This is a genomic window from Paralimibaculum aggregatum, from assembly GCF_030270585.1.
GTDB classification, from domain to species: domain Bacteria; phylum Pseudomonadota; class Alphaproteobacteria; order Rhodobacterales; family Rhodobacteraceae; genus Thermohalobaculum; species Thermohalobaculum aggregatum.
This window is the reverse complement of the sequence record NZ_BSYI01000017.1, coordinates 88735-105891: the sequence shown is the minus strand read 5'-3', so window position 1 is coordinate 105891 and position 17157 is coordinate 88735. Positions and strand designations below refer to the sequence as shown.

Annotated in this window: 16 protein-coding genes and 1 pseudogene; 9 read left to right on the top strand and 8 right to left on the bottom strand. The window is 71.7% G+C overall.

The features are described 5' to 3' along the window. The 6 genes and pseudogenes from QSJ97_RS12360 to QSJ97_RS12335 all read left to right on the top strand — a co-directional run. Nucleotides 1-402, top strand: a pseudogene (locus tag QSJ97_RS12360) (hypothetical protein); the annotation flags it as partial. Nucleotides 403-726: 324 nt separating this feature from the next. After that, entirely contained in the window at nucleotides 727-1650 is a 924-nt protein-coding gene (gene lpxC, locus QSJ97_RS12355) for a UDP-3-O-acyl-N-acetylglucosamine deacetylase (protein ID WP_285672075.1), read from the top strand. A gap of 133 nt (nucleotides 1651-1783) precedes the next feature. Continuing rightward, the gene (locus QSJ97_RS12350; protein ID WP_285672081.1) at nucleotides 1784-2632 is read left to right on the top strand and encodes an outer membrane protein assembly factor BamD; all 849 of its coding nucleotides are present in this window, start codon (nucleotides 1784-1786) and stop codon (nucleotides 2630-2632) included. Between the two features lie 16 nt (nucleotides 2633-2648). Continuing rightward, nucleotides 2649-4307: a DNA repair protein RecN gene (recN, locus tag QSJ97_RS12345; RefSeq protein ID WP_285672074.1), complete on the top strand. Its 1659-nt coding sequence runs from the start codon at nucleotides 2649-2651 to the stop codon at nucleotides 4305-4307. A 97-nt stretch (nucleotides 4308-4404) separates the two neighbouring features. After that, nucleotides 4405-4575 (top strand): hypothetical protein, encoded by a 171-nt coding sequence (locus QSJ97_RS12340; protein WP_285672073.1) that lies wholly within the window; start codon nucleotides 4405-4407, stop codon nucleotides 4573-4575. Nucleotides 4576-4651: 76 nt separating this feature from the next. Further along, nucleotides 4652-5305, top strand: a complete 654-nt coding sequence (locus tag QSJ97_RS12335; protein WP_285672072.1) for a YsaB family lipoprotein — start codon at nucleotides 4652-4654, stop codon at nucleotides 5303-5305. A 126-nt stretch (nucleotides 5306-5431) separates the two neighbouring features. On the opposite strand, the gene QSJ97_RS12330 is transcribed toward QSJ97_RS12335, so the two are convergent. Continuing rightward, on the bottom strand, nucleotides 5432-6805 hold the full coding sequence (locus tag QSJ97_RS12330; protein WP_285672071.1) for an FAD-binding oxidoreductase: 1374 nt from the start codon (nucleotides 6803-6805) through the stop codon (nucleotides 5432-5434). Between the two features lie 125 nt (nucleotides 6806-6930). Here QSJ97_RS12330 and QSJ97_RS12325 point away from each other — a divergent pair, with 125 nt between their 5' ends. Both QSJ97_RS12325 and QSJ97_RS12320 read left to right on the top strand, forming a co-directional pair. Next, on the top strand, nucleotides 6931-7428 hold the full coding sequence (locus tag QSJ97_RS12325) for a thioesterase family protein (protein WP_285672070.1): 498 nt from the start codon (nucleotides 6931-6933) through the stop codon (nucleotides 7426-7428). Nucleotides 7429-7528: 100 nt separating this feature from the next. Continuing rightward, nucleotides 7529-9208 (top strand): chloride channel protein, encoded by a 1680-nt coding sequence (locus tag QSJ97_RS12320; protein ID WP_285672069.1) that lies wholly within the window; start codon nucleotides 7529-7531, stop codon nucleotides 9206-9208. A 129-nt stretch (nucleotides 9209-9337) separates the two neighbouring features. Here the strand turns inward: QSJ97_RS12320 and QSJ97_RS12315 are convergent, their stop codons facing one another. The 7 genes from QSJ97_RS12315 to QSJ97_RS12285 all read right to left on the bottom strand — a co-directional run bounded on the left by QSJ97_RS12315 (nucleotide 9338) and on the right by QSJ97_RS12285 (nucleotide 15452). Then, the gene (locus QSJ97_RS12315; protein WP_285672068.1) at nucleotides 9338-9748 is read right to left on the bottom strand and encodes a ketosteroid isomerase-related protein; all 411 of its coding nucleotides are present in this window, start codon (nucleotides 9746-9748) and stop codon (nucleotides 9338-9340) included. A 157-nt stretch (nucleotides 9749-9905) separates the two neighbouring features. Then, nucleotides 9906-10643 (bottom strand): ABC transporter ATP-binding protein, encoded by a 738-nt coding sequence (locus QSJ97_RS12310; protein ID WP_285672080.1) that lies wholly within the window; start codon nucleotides 10641-10643, stop codon nucleotides 9906-9908. A 53-nt stretch (nucleotides 10644-10696) separates the two neighbouring features. Further along, nucleotides 10697-10933 carry a hypothetical protein gene (locus QSJ97_RS12305; RefSeq protein ID WP_285672067.1) on the bottom strand — a complete coding sequence of 79 codons (237 nt, stop codon included), beginning with the start codon at nucleotides 10931-10933 and terminating at the stop codon, nucleotides 10697-10699. Beyond that, nucleotides 10930-11685, bottom strand: coding sequence for an ABC transporter ATP-binding protein (locus QSJ97_RS12300; protein ID WP_285672066.1), 756 nt, complete (start codon nucleotides 11683-11685; stop codon nucleotides 10930-10932). The genes QSJ97_RS12305 and QSJ97_RS12300 overlap by 4 nt, the downstream gene beginning before the upstream one ends. A gap of 11 nt (nucleotides 11686-11696) precedes the next feature. Further along, complete coding sequence (locus QSJ97_RS12295) at nucleotides 11697-12881, bottom strand: branched-chain amino acid ABC transporter permease (protein WP_285672065.1); 1185 nt, start codon at nucleotides 12879-12881, stop codon at nucleotides 11697-11699. 3 nt (nucleotides 12882-12884) lie between these two features. Continuing rightward, a complete protein-coding gene (locus QSJ97_RS12290; protein ID WP_285672064.1) occupies nucleotides 12885-13913 on the bottom strand; it encodes a branched-chain amino acid ABC transporter permease in 1029 nt (342 codons plus the stop codon). A gap of 198 nt (nucleotides 13914-14111) precedes the next feature. Then, nucleotides 14112-15452 carry a substrate-binding protein gene (locus QSJ97_RS12285; RefSeq protein WP_285672063.1) on the bottom strand — a complete coding sequence of 447 codons (1341 nt, stop codon included), beginning with the start codon at nucleotides 15450-15452 and terminating at the stop codon, nucleotides 14112-14114. Nucleotides 15453-15672: 220 nt separating this feature from the next. On the opposite strand from QSJ97_RS12285, the gene QSJ97_RS12280 reads away from it, so the two are divergent. Continuing rightward, nucleotides 15673-17064, top strand: a complete 1392-nt coding sequence (locus QSJ97_RS12280; RefSeq protein ID WP_285672062.1) for an XRE family transcriptional regulator — start codon at nucleotides 15673-15675, stop codon at nucleotides 17062-17064. Nucleotides 17065-17157: the final 93 nt, after the last annotated feature.

Below are 17157 nucleotides of genomic sequence, written 5' to 3'. Positions count from 1 at the left end.
CCGGCCGACATGCGCGCCCGCGCCGAGCTGGTGCGCCAGCGCGCGCTCGACGCCCGGGCCCGCAAGCAGTCCGAGCCGCTCGACATGCAGTCGGACCCCGAGTTCCTCGATCTCGACGAGGACCCGCGGCTCAATGCCGGCCATGGCCAGCCGGCGCGCGATCCGCTGGCCGGGCGCCGTCCGGCCGCCGGGATCTCGGCACCGCGCCGCGAGCCGGCGCCGAAGCCGCAGGAGCCCGGACAGCGCCAGGGCCTCTTCACGATCAACAAGCTGATCCACCGGGTCGCCGGCGGCGGCGGCCAGCAGGACCGGCTCGACCCGCTGAGCCTCGCGGGCGGCCGCCGCGGCGACGAGGACGACGACGGCGAGATCCCCGCCTTCCTCCGTCGCCAGGCCAACTGATCGGGCCAAGCGCCCGCGGCAGCACCATAACGGCCGCCATCACGCGGCCGTGAAACTCCCGGAAGACAGCGCCGTGGCCCGGCGGTGTCTTCCTTTTGTTTGAAGCGTCAGCGCCGGGAAGCTTGCGCTTTACTTCACCCGGCGGCGCCTCGTCGGGCGCCACACTTGGCGCTGACGGGCGTCTGTTGCAAAGCGTCACAAAGCGTGATTTGAGTCTGACGCTTCCGGCACGTACCTCCATCCCGAAAGAGGGGCGTCAACGCCTCGACAATGCGATAATTAGGCAACCGTTACAGGCGGTGCGAGCGGGACAGGATGGCGGCAATGCGCAGGACCGTGAAGTCGGCGATTGAGTTCGAGGGCGTCGGGCTCCACAGCGGTGCGACGGTCAGGGCGCGCATCCGGCCATGCCATGTCGGCGGCGGCCTCCGCTTCCGGCGCATCGACGTGGCGCAGGGCGAGGGCGACATCCCCGCGCGCTACGACCTGGTGACCGACACCCGCCTCTGCACCAAGCTGACCAATGCCGCCGGGGTCTCCCTCGGCACCGTGGAGCACGTGATGGCGGCGCTCGCCGGCAGCGGCGTGACCGATGCGCTGATCGAGGTCGACGGGCCGGAGATGCCGATCATGGACGGCTCCTCGGCGCCGTTCGTCGCGGGGCTGCTCGAGACCGGCTTCATGCGGGTGCCGGCGGTGCCGCGGGCGATCCGGATCCTGCGCCCGGTGCGGGTCGAGGACGGCGACCGCTCGGCGGCGCTGCTGCCGGCGCCGCAGCTCAAGCTGCGCTTCACCATCGACTTCCCGGAGCCGGCGATCGGCACGCAGCGGCTGGTGCTCGGCCTCTCGGGCGATGCCTTCGTCTCGGAGCTGGCGGAGTGCCGGACCTTCTGCCGCGCCGGCGAGGTCGAGGCGCTGCGCCGCATGGGGCTGGCGCGGGGCGGCAGCCTGGCGAACGCCATCGTGGTCGATGGCGGCCGGGTGCTCAACCCCGAGGGGCTGCGCCGGGCCGACGAGTTCGTGCGCCACAAGATGCTCGATGCGGTGGGCGACCTGGCGCTGGCCGGGGCCCCGATCATCGGCGCCTATGAGGGCGTGCGCGCCGGCCACGAGATGACCAACCGGCTGCTGCACGCGCTGTTCGCCGCGCAGGATGCCTGGGAGTGGACGCGCCCGCTGCCCGGCCAGCTGCCCGCCGCCAGCGGCGCCCGGCTGCCGGCGATGCCGCTCGAGGCCGTCGCGGTCTGACCGCGGCTGCCCGCGGCACCCCGCCGCGCCGCAGTGGCGGGGACCCCTTCCCCTCGCGCCCGCACCCGTCTATCTTCCCGGCCAAGCGACGGATGGGGCAGCATGGCCCCACCAAGAGGAACGGGTGGCAAAGATGCGTCGGCTGACACGGTATGCGGTGGTGCTCGCGACGGTAGCGGGGCTCGGCGCCTGCACCTCGGTGAAGGAGTTCTTCACCGGCCCGCCCGAGAAGAGCGTCGAGGAGCTGACCGCCAGCGAGATCTACGAGCGCGGCCAGGCCCAGCTCGCCGCCGGCAGCGAGGTCGCGGCGGCGCGCACCTTCAACGAGATCGAGCGGCTCTATCCGTTCTCGCAGTTCGCCAAGCGGGCCAACATCATGTCGGCCTATGCCTCCTACGAGGGCGGGCAGTATACCGATGCGCGCAGCGCGGCGCGGCGCTATGTCGAGCTCTATCCCTCCGACGAGGACGCGGCCTATGCGCAGTACATCATCGCGCTGACCTATTACGACAACATCTCCGATGTCGGGCGCGACCAGAACATCACGCGCAACGCGCTGCAGGAGCTGACCGAGGTGGTGCGGCGCTATCCGAACTCGGACTATGCCCGCGACGCCGCGCTGAAGATCGACCTGACGCTCGACCACCTCGCCGGCAAGGAGATGGAGATCGGGCGCTATTACCTCAAGCGCGGGCATTATTCCTCGGCGATCAACCGCTTCAAGGTGGTGGTCGACGAGTACCAGACCACGAGCCAGGCGCCGGAGGCGCTGCACCGGCTCACCGAGGCCTATCTGGCGCTGGGGCTGGAGCGCGAGGCGATCGCCTCGGCCGCGGTGCTCGGGCACAACTATCCGGGCTCGGACTGGTACGTGGCGAGCTACGAGCTGCTCACCGGCCGCGACATCGTGCCGGACAACGACGAGGCCGACGGCTTCTTCTCCCGGGTCTACCGCCAGGTGATCCAGGGCAAGTGGCTCTGAGCGGGGCCGCGCAAACATGCTGCGCGGCCTCGAGATCCGCAACATCGTCCTGATCGAGCGGCTGGACCTGGCATTCCGCGACGGGCTGAACGTGCTCACCGGCGAGACCGGGGCGGGCAAGTCGATCCTGCTCGACGCGCTCGGCTTCGCGCTCGGCCGGCGCGGCCGGCACGCGATGATCCGCACCGGCGCGGCGGAGGGCTCGGTCACCGCGATCTTCGAGCTGGACGACGGCCACCCGGCGCAGGCGCTGCTCGCCGAGCTCGGCCTCGAGGCGCTGCCGGGGGAGCTGATCCTGCGGCGCGTGCAGGCCGCCGGCGGGCCGGCGCGGGGCTTCGTCAACGACCGGCGCACCACCGCGGAGGCGCTGGCCCGGATCGGATCGGCGCTGGTCGAGGTGCATGGCCAGCACGACGAGCGCGGGCTGCTGAACCCGCGGGCGCACCGGGCGATGCTGGACGCCTATGGCGGGCTCGGGCCGCGGGTCGCCGAGGCCGGGTCGCTCTGGGCCGCGGCGCAGGCGGCGGAGGCCGCGCTGGCGGCGGCGCGGGAGACGCTGGCCAGGGCGGCCGAGGATGCCGACTATCTGCGCCACAGCGTCGAGGAGCTGGAGGCGCTGGCGCCCCGGGCCGGGGAGGACGACGCCCTCGATGCCGAGCGCCGGCGGATCCGCTCGGCCGGGCGCATCCGCGAGGAGCTGGAGCGCGCGGCGGGGCTGATCGCGGGGCAGGGCGCCGAGGGGGCGATGGCCGAGGCGCTCAGCCGGCTGGCGCCGCTCGGCGACGATCACGGCGATCTCGTGGCCGAGCCGGTGGCGGCGCTCGACCGGGCGATGGTCGAGCTCGGCGAGGCGCAGCGCGGGCTCGAGGCGGCGCTGGAGGCGCTCACCGTCGATCCGAACCGGCTGGAGGCGGTGGAGGAGCGGCTCTTCGCGATCCGCGCGCTGGCCCGCAAGCACGGCGTGCAGGCCGATGCGCTGCCCGATCTCGCCGCCGACATGGCCGCCCGGCTCGACGCGATCGACCACGGCGCCGAGCACATCGCCGGGCTGGAGGCCGAGGCCGGCGAGGCGCGCGCCGCCTTCGACGCGGCCGCCGCGGCGCTCGGCGAGGCCCGCCGCGAGGCCGCCGCCCGGCTCGACACCGCGATCATGGCCGAGCTGGCGCCGCTGCGCATGGAGGCCGCCCGCTTCGTCACCGAGATCGCGCCGGCGCCGCCGGGGCCGGAGGGCGCCGACCGGGTGCAGTTCACCGCCGCGACCAACCCGGGCAGCCCGCCGGGCCCGGTCGACAAGGTCGCCTCCGGCGGCGAGCTCTCGCGCTTCCTGCTGGCGATGAAGGTCTGCCTCGCCGCCCGCGCGCCGGGGCTCACGCTGATCTTCGACGAGATCGACCGCGGCGTCGGCGGCGCCACCGCCAATGCCGTCGGCCGCCGGCTGGCGCGGCTGGCCGAGACCGCGCAGGTGCTGGTGGTGACGCATTCGCCGCAGGTCGCCGCGCTCGGCGCGCATCACTGGCACATCGCCAAGCGCTCCGACGGCGCCACCACCGTCACCGGCGTCGAGGCGCTGGACCCGGCGGCGCGGCTCGACGAGATCGCCCGGATGCTGGCCGGCGCCGAGATCACCGCCGAGGCGAGGGCGGCGGCGCGGGCGCTGCTCGAGGCGGCGGAATGACCGCGCCGGCAGGCCGTGCCGCGGTCTTTCACGCCGCGGAAGAATCGGCTAGTCTCGCGCTTCGAGACGGATGTGGGGCGGATTCCGGGGTCACGCTATGATTGCACGGGTTGGCGGCGGCGCCATGGATCTGGTCACCTCCATCATCGATGGCGGTGTCGAGAAGTGGAACGAGGGGCTGGTGCCCTTCTTCACCAGCCCCTACGGCATCGCGGTGCTGTTTCTCGTGCTGTTCCTGTTCCTGAACTCGATGCGCATGCGGCTGTGAGGCCCGCGGCGGCGCCGGCGGCAACCCGCCGGCCGCACCGCTCCCCGGCCTGCCCCCAGCTCTGGAGACCGTGCCGATGACCGCTGTCCGATCCCGCCGCGTCCCGGTCCGGACGCTCGCCGCCGCGGCGGTGTTCGCCGGGCTGCTCTCGGCCTGCCAGGTGCCGGTGGCCCAGCCGCTGCCGCCGTCCTATCAGCCGCCCGCCTATGTGCCGCCGCCGCAGCCCGGCTACCCGGTCGACAGCCGGGTGGACCGCCGCGAGATGCGCCGCTTCTGCCGCAACGAGGCGGCCGGGCGCTACGGCGTGCCGCGCGATGCGGTGGCGCTCGGCGAGATCGAGCGCGCCGGCAGCGGCTACCGGCTGTTCGGCGAGGTCGATCTGCCGCGGGCGCTGGCCACCTTCTCCTGCCGGTTCGGCCCGCGCGGCGGCTTCGACGGCATGGCCGAGATCGACCGCCGGGCCAAGCGCGGCCCGAAACCGGGCCCGAAACCCGGGCCGAAGCCGGTGCCGCCGCCGCCGCAGGCCCCCTCGCTGCGCGAGATGGAGCGCTTCTGCCACGACGAGGCGGTGCGGCGCTACCGCACCGGCGCCAAGGGGGTGACGATCACCCGCTCCTGGAAGGCGGGCGACAGCTATGTCGTGCTCGGCACGGTGCCGCGCCAGGGCGCCGAGTTCGCCTGCCGCTTCGGCCCGCGCGGCGGCTTCGACGGGATGCGCCAGACCAACTGATCCGCAGACCGGCCGGCGCGGCGCCGCGGCGGCGGGACGGCCCCGCGCGCCGTGGGTGGGCCGCGCTGCCGCCGCAGCCGCCGCGACGGTGCAGGGGCGGGGCGCGCGGGGCCGTCCCGCCCTGCCTCAGTTTCCGGGAACGATCTTGCCCGGGTTGAGGATTCCCGCCGGGTCGAGCACCGCCTTGATCTCGCCCATCAGCCCCCAGGCCTCGCCATGCTCGGCGGCCATGTACTTGCGCTTGCCGAGGCCGACCCCGTGCTCGCCGGTCACCGTGCCGCCGAGGCGCAGCGCCCGCTCGTTGATCCGGCCGGCGAGGCGCGCCGCCTCGGCGATCTCGGCCGGGTCCTCCGGGTCGATCAGGATCGAGAGGTGGAAGTTGCCGTCGCCGACATGGCCGACCAGCGGCGCCATCAGCGGGCTTTCCGCGAGATCCGCCTCGGTCTCGGCGATCGCCTCCGCCAGCCGCGAGATCGGCACGCAGACATCCGTCACGTAGCCGCGCGCGCCGGGCCTGAGCGACTGCTGCGCGTAATAGGCCGAGTGCCGCGCCGCCCAGAGCCGGTTGCGCGCCTCGGGCTCGCGCGTCCAGTCGAAGCCCCTGCCGCCGTTCTCGCCGGCGATGGCACCCACCGTCTCGGCCTGCTCGGCGACGCTCGCCTCGGAGCCGTGGAACTCGAGGAACAGCGTCGGCAGCTCCGGCATGTCATAGCCGGAATAGCCGTTGAAGCCGCGGATGGTCAGCGGGTCGAGCAGCTCGATCCGCGCCACCGGCACGCCCATCTGGATCGTCTCGATCACCGTCTGCACCGCGTCCTCGAGCCGCCCGAAGGCGCAGGTCGCGGCCGAGATCGCCTCCGGCTGGCCGTGCAGGCGCAGGGTCAGCTCGGTGATGATGCCGAGCGTGCCCTCCGAGCCGACGAAGAGCCGCGTCAGGTCGTAGCCCGCCGAGGACTTGCGCGCCCGCGTGCCGGTGCGGATCACCCGCCCGTCCGCCAGCACCACCTCGAGCGCCAGCACCGCCTCGCGCATGGTGCCGTAGCGCACCGCGCAGGTGCCCGAGGCGCGGGTCGCCGCCATGCCGCCGAGCGAGGCATCGGCGCCGGGATCGACCGGGAAGAACAGCCCGGTGGCGCGCAGCTCCTCGTTGAGCCGCTTGCGGGTGATGCCGGGCTGGATCACCACGTCCATGTCCTCGGCATGAACCTCCAGCAGCCGGTCCATCCGGCTCATGTCGAGCGAGATGCCGCCGCGCACCGGGATCACGTGGCCCTCCAGCGAGGTGCCGGCGCCCCAGGCGACGATCGGGCAGCCATGGGCGCTGCAGGTGCGGGCGATCTCGGCGACCTCGGCGGTGCTCTCGGGCCAGATCACTGCATCGGGCGGATGCGGCGCATGGTGCGCCTCGTCGGCGCCGTGCTGCGCGCGCACCGCCTCGGCGCGCGACAGGCGCTCGCCGAAGCGCGGGGCAAGCTCGGCGATTGCGGTTTCGATCGACATGGGTTCTCCTCCCCTGGGCTCGGCGATAGAAAGCGTCCCGTGCGATGGCCGGCCGGGCGGAATGCCGGCGCGCAACGAGGGATGCGGCCCCGCGACGGGCGCCGCGGGACAGGACAGGGGGCACCATGGCCGAGGACGGGTTCGACGGCAAGCCGCTGCGCAGCGCGGCCGCCTATGTGCAGGCCGACTGGATCGACTACAACGGCCACATGAACGTGGCCTACTACACGCTGGCCTTCGACCGGGCGCTCGACGAGATCTACGAGCGCATCGGCATCGGCCCGGGGCTGGTGGAATCCCACAACATGGGGCCGATGGCGCTGCAGACCCATATCCACTATGTCGGCGAGCTGCGCGAGGGCGAGCGCTTCGCCTGCGATTTCCGCCTGGTCGATGCCGATGCCAAGCGGGTGCATGTCTATGTCGAGATGCTGGCGCTCGACCGCGCCGAGGCGCTGGCCGCGACCTATGAGAGCCTGACGCTGAACGTCGATCTCGGGGCGCGGCGCTCGGCGCCCTTTCCGGCGGCGGCGGCGGCGCGGGTGCAGGCGCTGCTGGCGGCGCAGGCCGGTCTGCCGAAGCCCGACCGGCTCGGCGCGCCGCTCGGCATCCGCCGGGGCTGAACGCCGCCCGCCGGCGGCCGATCATGGGGCCGTGCCCTTTGCAGTGGCACGGCTGAAGGATTAGGCTGGTTGGCCCACGCGTCCTGCAGACGAAGGCCCCATGTCGTCGCTTCTCACAGCCAAGCACCGCGCCGCGATCCGGTCCCGCATGGAATGGATGGCGGACTATGTGAGCCGCGTCGCGCTCTCGCCCGATCTCACGCTCTGGCCGGTGGCGCTGCTGATCGGCATCGCGGTCGGCTATGCGGTGATCGGCTTCCGGCTTTCGATCTCCGGGCTGCAGACGCTGTTCTACGGCGCCGACGACCTGATGCTGCATTCCACCGCCGCGGCGCTGCCCTGGTATGTGGTGCTGGTGATCCCGGTGCTCGGCGGGCTCGCGGTGGGGCTGCTGCTCACCCGGCTCACCCCCGATTCCAAGGCCCGCGCGGTGGCCGACGTGATGCGCTCGGCGGCGCTGCAGGGCGGCCGGGTCGACCGGGTGCCCGGCATCGCCTCGGCGCTGGCCTCGCTGATCACGCTCTCCACCGGCGGCTCGACCGGGCGCGAGGGACCGGCGATCCATCTCGGCGCGGTGATGGCCTCCTGGGTCTCCGACCGGCTGCGGGCCAGCGCGATCACCGGCCGCGACATCCTCGGCTGCGCGGTGGCGGCGGCGGTCTCGGCCAGCTTCAACGCGCCGCTCGCCGGGGCGCTCTTCGCGCTCGAGGTGGTGCTGCGGCATTATGCGCTGCACGCCTTCGGGCCGATCGTGGTGGCCGGGGTGGCGGCCACGGTGGTCAGCCGCATCCATCTCGGCGACGTCACCGAGTTCACGCTGCCGGGCCATACCGTGGAGTTCTACTGGGAGCTGCCGGCCTTCGTGCTGCTCGGCCTGCTCTGCGGCCTGGTGGCGGTGGTGATGGTGCGCACGATCTTCTTCGCCGAGACGGTCGGGGACCGCGTGCAGGCCGCGCTCCGCCTGCCCGACTGGGCGCGCCCGGCGGTGGCGGGGCTGGCGCTCGGGATGCTCGCCATGGCGGCGCCGCACATCATCGGCGTGGGCTACGAGACCACCTCGCTGGCGCTCACCGAGGCGATCCCGTTCTGGCTCGCAGTCGCCTACGCGGTGATCAAGGTGGCGGCGGTGGCGATCACCCTGGCCGGGCGCATGGGCGGCGGGGTGTTCTCGCCGGCGCTGATGCTGGGCGCGCTCACCGGCTCGGCCTTCGGCGAGGTGGCGATCGACATCTTCCCCTCGGTCTCCGGCAGCCAGGGGCTCTATGCGCTGACCGGCATGGGCGCGATGGCCGGGGCGGTGCTCGGCGCGCCGATCTCCTCGACGCTGATCGTCTTCGAGCTGACCGGCGACTGGCAGGCGGCGATCGCGGTGATGATCGCGGTGCCGCTGGCCAGCGTGGTGGCGGCGCGGCTCGGCACCCGGTCGTTCTTCCTGATGCAGCTCGCGCAGGGCGGGCTGCACCTCGCCGCCGGCCCGCAGGGATACCTGAAGAAGACGCTGACGGTGGGCCATCTGATGCGCCCGCGCGGGGCCGAGAACGGCGCCCCGGACGGGGCCTGCTGGGAGCTCCATGCGCAGAATGTCTCGCTCCGCCAGGGCGACACGCTGGAACGGGCGCTGCCGATGTTCGAGCGCCTCAAGGGGCCGTTCCTGCCGGTGATGGCGCCGCCGGCCAGGCGCGGCGAGGACCCGGAGCTGATCGGCGCGCTGTTCCAGGTCGATGCGCTCCGGGCCTATGCCCGCACGCTCGAGGAGGAGCTGCGCGAGGAGCACAGCTGAGGCGCGTGCCGCACGGGCAGCCCCGGCCGGCGGGCCCCACCCCTGCACCGCCGCGGCGGCTTCGAGGGCATCGCGGCCCACCCATGGCCCGCCGGCCGGGGCTGCCCCCGCGGCACGCGCCCGCCGTGCTCAGCCGAGGACCTGGGCCTCCCAGTCCTTCAGGTTGTAATAGGTGGTGACCCGGGTGATGGCGCCGTCCTGCACGGCGAGGAAGGCCCCGGCCGGCAGGCGGTAGGTCTGGCCGCGCGCCTCGGGCAGCCCCTCGTCGGTGGCGAGATAGGTGCCGTCGACGATGAACTCGGCGGCGGCGCGGCGGCCGTCCGGCGCGACCATGATCACCATCTCGGACAGCGTCTCGCGGTAGCAGCGCGCCATGTGGGCGCAGAATGCCGCGAAGGCCGGCCTGCCGATGCGCCGCGGGCCCTGGTTGACGTCATGCACCGCGTCCTCGGCGAGGCAGGCGAGCATGCCCTCGGCATCGCCGGCGTTGAAGGCGGCGTAGTAGCGCTCGATCAGCGCGCGGGTCTCGGCGGCGGACATGGCACGGGCTCCCCTCTGGCTCCTGCCCGGCCATAGCGCCGCGCCGCGGCCGCGGTCAAGCGGGCTGCCCGGGCGCGCCATGGGTGGGCCGCGATGCCCCCGCAGCCGCCGCGACGGTGCAGGGGCGGGGCGCGCCCGGGCGGCCCGCCCGCCGCCGTCAGATCGAGAGGTATTCCTGGCGCAGGTCCTCGTTGTCGAGCACCTCCTGCGCGGTGCCGTCGAACACCACCTGGCCCATGTCGAGGATGATCGCCCGGTCCGCGAGGTGCAGCGCCGCGATGGCGTTCTGCTCGACGATGATCGTCGTCATGCCGAGATCCTTGATCGCCTCCAGCGTCTTCTCGATCTCCTGCACGATCACCGGCGCGAGCCCCTCATAGGGCTCGTCGAGCAGCAGCAGCTTGAGATCCCGCGCCAGCGCCCGGCTGATCGCCAGCATCTGCTGCTCGCCGCCGGACATCGTGGTCGCCTCCTGCCGGCGCCGCTCGCCGAGCCGGGGGAAGAGCTCGTAGATGCGCTCCACCGACCAGCCCTTCGGCGGCGCGATCTGCGCCAGCTGGAGGTTCTCCTCCACCGTGAGGCCGGGGATGATGCGCCGGTCCTCCGGCACCAGGCCGATGCCGGCGCGGGCCGCCTCGTGGCTCTTCATCTCGTGCAGCGGCTGGTGGTCGAGCCAGATCTCGCCGTGCTTGAGATCCGGCACGCCGATCCGCGCCAGGGTGCGCAGCGTCGAGGTCTTGCCGGCGCCGTTGCGCCCGAGCAGCGCGACGATCTCGCCCTCGCGCACATCGAAATTGACCCCCTGCACGATGTAGCTCTCGCCGTAATAGGCGTGCAGGTCCCAGGCCGAGAAGAAGGCGGGCGCGCCGCCCATGCCCTTGACCGGGGCCTTCATGCCGTCCTGTGCGGCCTTCCACTGCTCGGGGCCGAGAAGGGTGCTGGTATCGGTCATCTGCGGGCGTCCTTGGTTTGCGCGGCGCGGGATGCGGGGGCGGCGCGGCGGGAGGCGCGGCCGAAGGCCAGCACCCGGGTTGCGACGAGGCGGACCAGCGACAGCGCGGGGCTGCGGGCGGGCGCCGGGGCGGCGGCCTGGGCCGTGACATGGGCGGGCGCGGCGAGGGCGCGGTGCGCGGCGTGCCAGTCGGCGGGGCTCAGCAGCCCCCGGGCGAGGGTCACGGGGCTCACAGGTGCGCCCCCCCGAGATAGGCTTCCTGCACCCGCGGGTCGCCCTTGATGTCCTGCGGCAGGCCCTCGGCGATCGGCGTGCCCTGGGCCAGCACCGTGATCTTCTGCGCCAGCGAGAACACCACGTGCATGTCGTGCTCGATCACCACCATGGTGATGCCGCGCGAGGCGATGGTGCGCAGCAGCTCCACCGTGGTGTTGGTGTCGCCGCGCGACATGCCGGCGGTCGGCTCGTCGAGCAGCAGCAGCTTCGGCTCCTGCACGAGGCACATGGCGAGCTCGAGCCGGCGCTTGTCGCCGCGCGAGAGCTGGTCGGCCTGCACCCCTGCCTTGTCGCCCATGTTGAGATCCTCGAGCATGTGCATCGCCTTCTCCTGGATCGAGCGCTCGCCGGAGAGCCGCGACACCGCGTTGAGCGTGAAGGAGCCGTCGCGCCGGGCGAAGGCGGGGATCATCACGTTCTCGAAGCAGGAGAGGTTGCCGAAGATCTCCGGGGTCTGGAACACCCGGCTGACGCCGGCCTGGTTGATCTCGTGCGGCTTCAGGCCCAGCAGCGAGGTGCCGTTGAACACCACCGAGCCGGTATCGGGCTTCAGCCGCCCGACGAAGCAGTTGAGAAGGGTCGACTTGCCCGCCCCGTTGGGCCCGATGATCGCATGCACCGTGCCCTCCTCGACGGTGAGGTTGACCTCGTGCAGCGCCTTCAGCCCGCCGAAGCGCTTGTTGACGTTCTGAACCTCGAGAATGCCCATGCTCTGTCTCCTCATTCCGCCGCTGCGGGGGTCTTGGCGGGGTGCTTGCCGGCCGCGCCGCGGCGCCGGTTGAAGAGCCCGAGGATGCGGTTGAAGCCCTCCATCAGCCCGCCGGGCAGGAAGATCACGATCAGCATGAACATCACGCCGAGGGTCAGGTGCCAGCCCTCGCCGACGAAGAGCGCCAGCACCGAGACCAGCGGCTCGGCGATCGCGGTCGGCAGGAAGGAGAAGAAGTCCAGCAGCTCCGGCTTGTTGAAGGCCGAGAAGATCTGCTCCATGTACTTGATCGCGCCGGCGCCCAGCACCGGGCCGAGCAGCGTGCCGGTGCCGCCGAGGATGGTCATCAGCACCACCTCGCCGCTCGCCGTCCACTGCATCCGCTCGGCCCCGGCCAGCGGGTCGGTCACCGCCATCAGCCCGCCCGCGAGCCCGGCATAGCAGCCCGAGATCACGAAGGCCGCCAGCGTGTAGGGCCGGGTGTTGAGGCCAGTGTAGTTCATCCGGTTCTGGTTCGACTTCACCGCCTTCAGCATCATCCCGAAGGGCGAGCGGAAGATCCGCATGGCGATCCAGAAGCAGAGGATCAGCACCACCGCGCAGACATAGAAGCCGGCATTGAGCTGGATCTCCCAGCCCATGAAGTCCCAGGTCCAGGTCTGGTTCATGTCGAGCCCGAACAGCGAGGAGACCGGCAGCGCCGCGCCGTATTCGATGCCGAAGGCGGTGTCGAGCAGCCGCGGGTCGGCCTGGTCGAGCTGCAGCCCGGTCTCGCCGTTGGTGATCGGGGTCAGCACCGAATAGGCGAGGTTGTAGGACATCTGCGCGAAGGCCAGCGTCAGGATCGAGAAGTAGATCCCCGCCCGGCGCAGCGTGATGAAGCCGATCACCAGCGCGAACAGCCCGCCGAGCAGGGTGGCCAGGATGATCGCCGGGATCGGGTTCATGCTGAGCAGCTTGAACGACCAGACCGCGGTGTAGGAGCCGACGCCGAGGAAGGCGGCATGGCCGAAGGAGAGGTATCCGGTCAGCCCGAACAGCAGGTTGAAGCCGATCGCGAAGATCCCGAAGATCGCGAATTTCTGCAGGAGATCGGGATAGCCCGCGCCGAAGGGGGCGAGGATGATCGGCCCGAAGAGGGTCGCCAGCGCGAAGACCCAGAGCAGCAGCGTGTCCGTCTTGGTGGATGTGGTCATGGCTCAGGTCTCCATCACGCCCTTGCGCCCGAGCAGACCGCGGGGACGCAGGAGTAGGATGACGATGGCAACGAGGTAGATGATGATCTGGTCGATGCCGGGGAGGATGCTCTTGATCTCGTTCATCGAGGCGAAGCTCTGCAGGATGCCGAGCAGGAAGCCCGCGAGCACCGCGCCGCCCAGGCTGCCCATGCCGCCGACCACGACCACGACGAAGGAGAGCACCAGGAAGTCCATGCCCATGTGATAGTCCGGTGGCAGGATCGGCGTGTACATCACCCCGGCCAGCCCGGCGACCACCGCGGCGATGCCGAAGACGATGGTGAAGCGCCGGTCGATGTCGATGCCGAGCAGGCCCACCGTCTCGCGGTCCGCCATGCCGGCGCGCACCACCATGCCGAAGGTGGTGAACTGCAGGAAGGCGAAGACCGCCGCGATCACCACCGCGGCAAAGGCGAAATAGACGAGGCGCCAGTAGGGATAGACCACCGTGTGCGGGTCGAAGCCCAGCGCCATGCCGATATCCGCCGCGCCCGAGAGCGTCTCCGGCGCCGGCTGCGGCAGCGGGTTGGCGCCGAACTGCGCCTTGACCAGCTCCTGCAGCACGATGGCGAGGCCGAAGGTCACCAGGATCTGGTCGGCATGGGCGCGCTTGTAGAAATGCTTGATCAGCCCGCGCTCCATGATCAGGCCGACCAGCAGCATCACCGGGATCGCCAGCAGGATCGATAGTGGCACGGAGAAGTCGAGCATGAACTCGCCGGCCGAGCCGAACCAGTCGACGATGTAGGGCGTCCGCACCTCGAGCGGGGTGCCCCAGGCGGTCATCTGGGTCTCGTCGATGGTGACCTTCTCGAGCCCCATGAAGGCCGAGAGCGACACCGCGCAGAAGGCGCCGAGCATGAACAGCGCGCCATGGGCGAAATTCACCACGCCGAGCGTGCCGAAGATCAGGGTGAGGCCGAGCGCGATCAGCGCATAGGCGCCGCCCTTGTCCAGCCCGTTCAGGAGTTGCAGCAGGATGACGTCCATCGCGGTCCGTGCCCTCGCGTCTCGATTTTGCCCGATGTGGGTTCGGTATGGATTCGGTGCGGCTCCGGCGGGGCGGACGGTCGGCCTCGCGGCGCCGTCATGGGCCCCGGGCGCGCCCGGTCTTCCGCCGCGCGCGCCCTGCCGAAACCCGGTCTCCCATGGGGCCCCGCCGCAGCGGCCGGGCCCCGCAGGCCGCGATCAGGCGCCGTCGTTGAACGGGCCCTTGTTGCAGCCGAGGAGGTCGGTGCCGTACTCGACCTGGGCGCGCGGGGTCACCTCGACCACCTCGAGCACGTCGAACTTGGAGGTCGGGTTCTCCTTGCCCTTCACCACCAGCACGTCCTTGAAGCACTGGTGATCGAAGCCGCGATAGAGGGTCGGGCCGTTGCCGAGCCCGTCGAACTCGAAATCCTCGAGCGCCGCGCCGACCGCCGAGGGACGGAACGAGCCGGCCCGCTCCACCGCATCGGCATAGAGGATCGCCTGGCAGTAGGTGGTGTGCGCCGCCTGGCTCGGCGGGAAGCCGTATTCCTGGCCGAAGGATTTCACGAAGGCCTTCGAGCCCTCGTCCTGCAGCGACCAGTGCCAGTTGGTCGAGCCGAAGATGCCCTTGACGTTCTCGCCGGCGCCCTGCGCCATCAGGCGCGAGTAGAGCGGCACGACGATCGCGAAGTCCTTGCCGTTGACCTGCTTGTCGCGCATGCCGAACTGCACCGCCTGGGTGAGCGAGTTCACCATGTCCTTGCCGTAGTGGTTGAGCACCAGCACGTCGGCGCCGGAGTTCAGCACCGGGGTGAGATACTGCGAGAAGTCGCCCGCACCCAGCGGCGTGCGCACCGCGGCGGCGGTCTGCCAGCCGAGCTGCTCGGTGTATTTCTTGATCGAGCCTTCCTGGCTCCAGCCCCAGGTGTAGTCCGCGGTCAGGTGATAGGCGATGCGGTCGGTGCCATAGGCGTTCTTCAGCACCGGAGCGAGCGCCGCGCCCGACATCTCGGTGTTGAAGAAGTGGCGGAAGCCGTTGGCGCGGCAGTCCTTGCCGGTGGTGTCGTTGGAGTGGGTGAGGCCCGCCATGAAGATGACGCCCTCCTCCTGGCAGAGGCCCTGCACCGCGATCGCCACGCCCGAGGACGAGCCGCCGGTGATCATGATCGCGCCGTCCTTCTGGATCATGCGCTTGGCGCTGGCGCGGGCGGCGTCCGACTTGGTCTGGGTGTCGCCGGTGACGTACTCGACCTTCTTGCCGAGGATGCCGTTGCCCTTGAGAACCTTCGAGGAGAAGGTGCTGAGCATGCCGCCGTCGCCCTCGCCGTTGAGGTGCTTGACCGCGAGCTGATAGGCGCGCAGCTCGTCGGCGCCCTCATCCGCATAGGCGCCGGTCTGCGGCACGTTGAAGCCGAGGGTGACGCTGCTGCCGGTGGGTTCGTTGGTGTAGCTCGCTGCCCATGCGTAGCTGGGGAAAATCGTCGGCGCAGCGATGCCGGCGCCGAGGGCGGCGGAGCCTTTGAGCAGGCCGCGGCGGTTGATGCTGAAGGTGCTCATAATTCCTCCCGAGTTCTGTTGACGCACCTGGCGGGGATCGGCCCCGCCGGCACGTTGCGGGCTCTGCGCCCGCCCTTACCCTCCGGCATCAGTGTCAAACATTCAATAACCAATTGACTTGTCACACTTTTTCTGTCACAACGTTTTCTCGCAAGTGCAAAAAATTGTCAATTCTTTACAACTGTCCGGCAAAGCCGCTGGCGGGGAAGGGAAATCGCCCATGAGCACGAGCATCGTCGGCGCCCGGATCAGGGAACGGCGGCGCAGCCTCGGCCTCACCCAGGCCGATCTCGCGCGCAGGGTCGGCATATCGGCCTCCTATCTCAACCTCATCGAACGCAACCGCCGGGGAATCGCCGGCAAGCGGCTGGCCGACATCGCCCGCGCGCTCGAGCTCAAGGTCAGCGAGCTCGACGGGGCCGCCGAGCGCCGGCTGCACGAGCAGCTCGCCGAGGTCGCCGCCGATCCGCGCCTCGCCAGCCTCGGGATCGAGGCGGAGGCGGCGGGCGAGCTGATCGGCCGCTTTCCCGGCTGGGGCCGTGCGATCGCCGCGCTGGCCCGCTCCGAGCAGGAGCAGGCGGCGCTGGTGCGGATCTTCTCCGACCGGCTGAACCACGACCCGTTTCTCGGCGAGACCGTGCACCGGATGCTGACCCGTATCGCCGCGATCCGCTCCACCGCCGAGATCCTCGACCAGGTGCCGGATATCGACGCCGCCCAGGCCGCGCGCTTCCACGCCATCCTCTCGGAGGAGAGCCGCACCCTCTCCGAGGTCGCCGAGGCGCTCGCGGGCTATTTCGACAAGGCCGCGACGCCGGATCGCGAGGTGACCCCGGGCGACGCGGTGCAGACCTTCTTCGAGGAGGCCGAGCACCGCTTTCCCGCCATCGAGGCGGCGCTTGCCGGCGCGCCGCCGGCCGCCACCGGGCAGGCCGCCCGCGCCACCGCCGAGCTCCGCTCCGGCCCGGTGATCGACCGGCTGATCGAGGAGGCGCCGGGCTTCGGCACCGCCTCGGCCCGCTCCCGCGCCCGGCGGGCGCTGCTGGCCTGGGCCGCCGATGCCGCGCAGGCGCCGCTCGGGGCCTTCACCGCCGAGGCCGCGGCCCATGCCTACGACATCGAGCGCATCGCCGCGGCCACCGGGCTCTGCATCGGGCTGGTCTGCCGCCGGCTCACCGCGCTGGAGCCGGCGCCGGGGCGCCCGCGCTTCGGCTACATCGCCGCCAATGCCGCCGGGGCGATCCTCGATCTGCGCGCGATCCGCGGCTTCCAGCCGGTGCGCCAGGCGACGCTCTGCCCGCTCTGGGCGCTGTCGCGGGCGCAGGCGGCGCCGGAGCGGGCGCTGCGCCAGCTCGTCGCACTGCCGAGCGGGCACCGGTTCGTCTTCGTCGCCCGGGCCCGCGCCGTCGGAGCCGCCGGCTTCGCCGCCCCGCGCGACTATGTGACCGACATGCTCGCGCTGACCGAGGACGACGCCGCCCGCACCGTCTATGGCGCCGGGCTCGAGGCGCGCGCGGCCGAGGAGGTCGGCACCACCTGCCGGCTCTGCCCGCGCAAGCGCTGCGATCACCGGGTCGAGGATCCGCTCGGCGCCGAGATCGCCGCCGCCTGAGGCCGCCGCGCGCCGCCGGGCGGGGCCGCGACCCGATGGATGCAAGACAGCCCGGACGTGACTTGCTACTCTCTCCGCCAGGCCCGCGTTCAG

Coding starts and splice junctions, on each gene's coding strand:
- recN (WP_285672074.1), top strand. CDS start 2,649: ATGCTGCGCGGCCTCGAGATCCGCAACATCGTCCTGATCGAGCGGCTG.
- QSJ97_RS12295 (WP_285672065.1), bottom strand. CDS start 12,881: ATGACCACATCCACCAAGACGGACACGCTGCTGCTCTGGGTCTTCGCG.
- QSJ97_RS12325 (WP_285672070.1), top strand. CDS start 6,931: ATGGCCGAGGACGGGTTCGACGGCAAGCCGCTGCGCAGCGCGGCCGCC.
- QSJ97_RS12330 (WP_285672071.1), bottom strand. CDS start 6,805: ATGTCGATCGAAACCGCAATCGCCGAGCTTGCCCCGCGCTTCGGCGAG.
- QSJ97_RS12315 (WP_285672068.1), bottom strand. CDS start 9,748: ATGTCCGCCGCCGAGACCCGCGCGCTGATCGAGCGCTACTACGCCGCC.
- QSJ97_RS12300 (WP_285672066.1), bottom strand. CDS start 11,685: ATGGGCATTCTCGAGGTTCAGAACGTCAACAAGCGCTTCGGCGGGCTG.
- QSJ97_RS12290 (WP_285672064.1), bottom strand. CDS start 13,913: ATGGACGTCATCCTGCTGCAACTCCTGAACGGGCTGGACAAGGGCGGC.
- QSJ97_RS12320 (WP_285672069.1), top strand. CDS start 7,529: ATGTCGTCGCTTCTCACAGCCAAGCACCGCGCCGCGATCCGGTCCCGC.
- QSJ97_RS12340 (WP_285672073.1), top strand. CDS start 4,405: ATGATTGCACGGGTTGGCGGCGGCGCCATGGATCTGGTCACCTCCATC.
- QSJ97_RS12350 (WP_285672081.1), top strand. CDS start 1,784: ATGCGTCGGCTGACACGGTATGCGGTGGTGCTCGCGACGGTAGCGGGG.
- QSJ97_RS12280 (WP_285672062.1), top strand. CDS start 15,673: ATGAGCACGAGCATCGTCGGCGCCCGGATCAGGGAACGGCGGCGCAGC.
- QSJ97_RS12335 (WP_285672072.1), top strand. CDS start 4,652: ATGACCGCTGTCCGATCCCGCCGCGTCCCGGTCCGGACGCTCGCCGCC.
- QSJ97_RS12285 (WP_285672063.1), bottom strand. CDS start 15,452: ATGAGCACCTTCAGCATCAACCGCCGCGGCCTGCTCAAAGGCTCCGCC.
- lpxC (WP_285672075.1), top strand. CDS start 727: ATGCGCAGGACCGTGAAGTCGGCGATTGAGTTCGAGGGCGTCGGGCTC.
- QSJ97_RS12310 (WP_285672080.1), bottom strand. CDS start 10,643: ATGAAGGCCCCGGTCAAGGGCATGGGCGGCGCGCCCGCCTTCTTCTCG.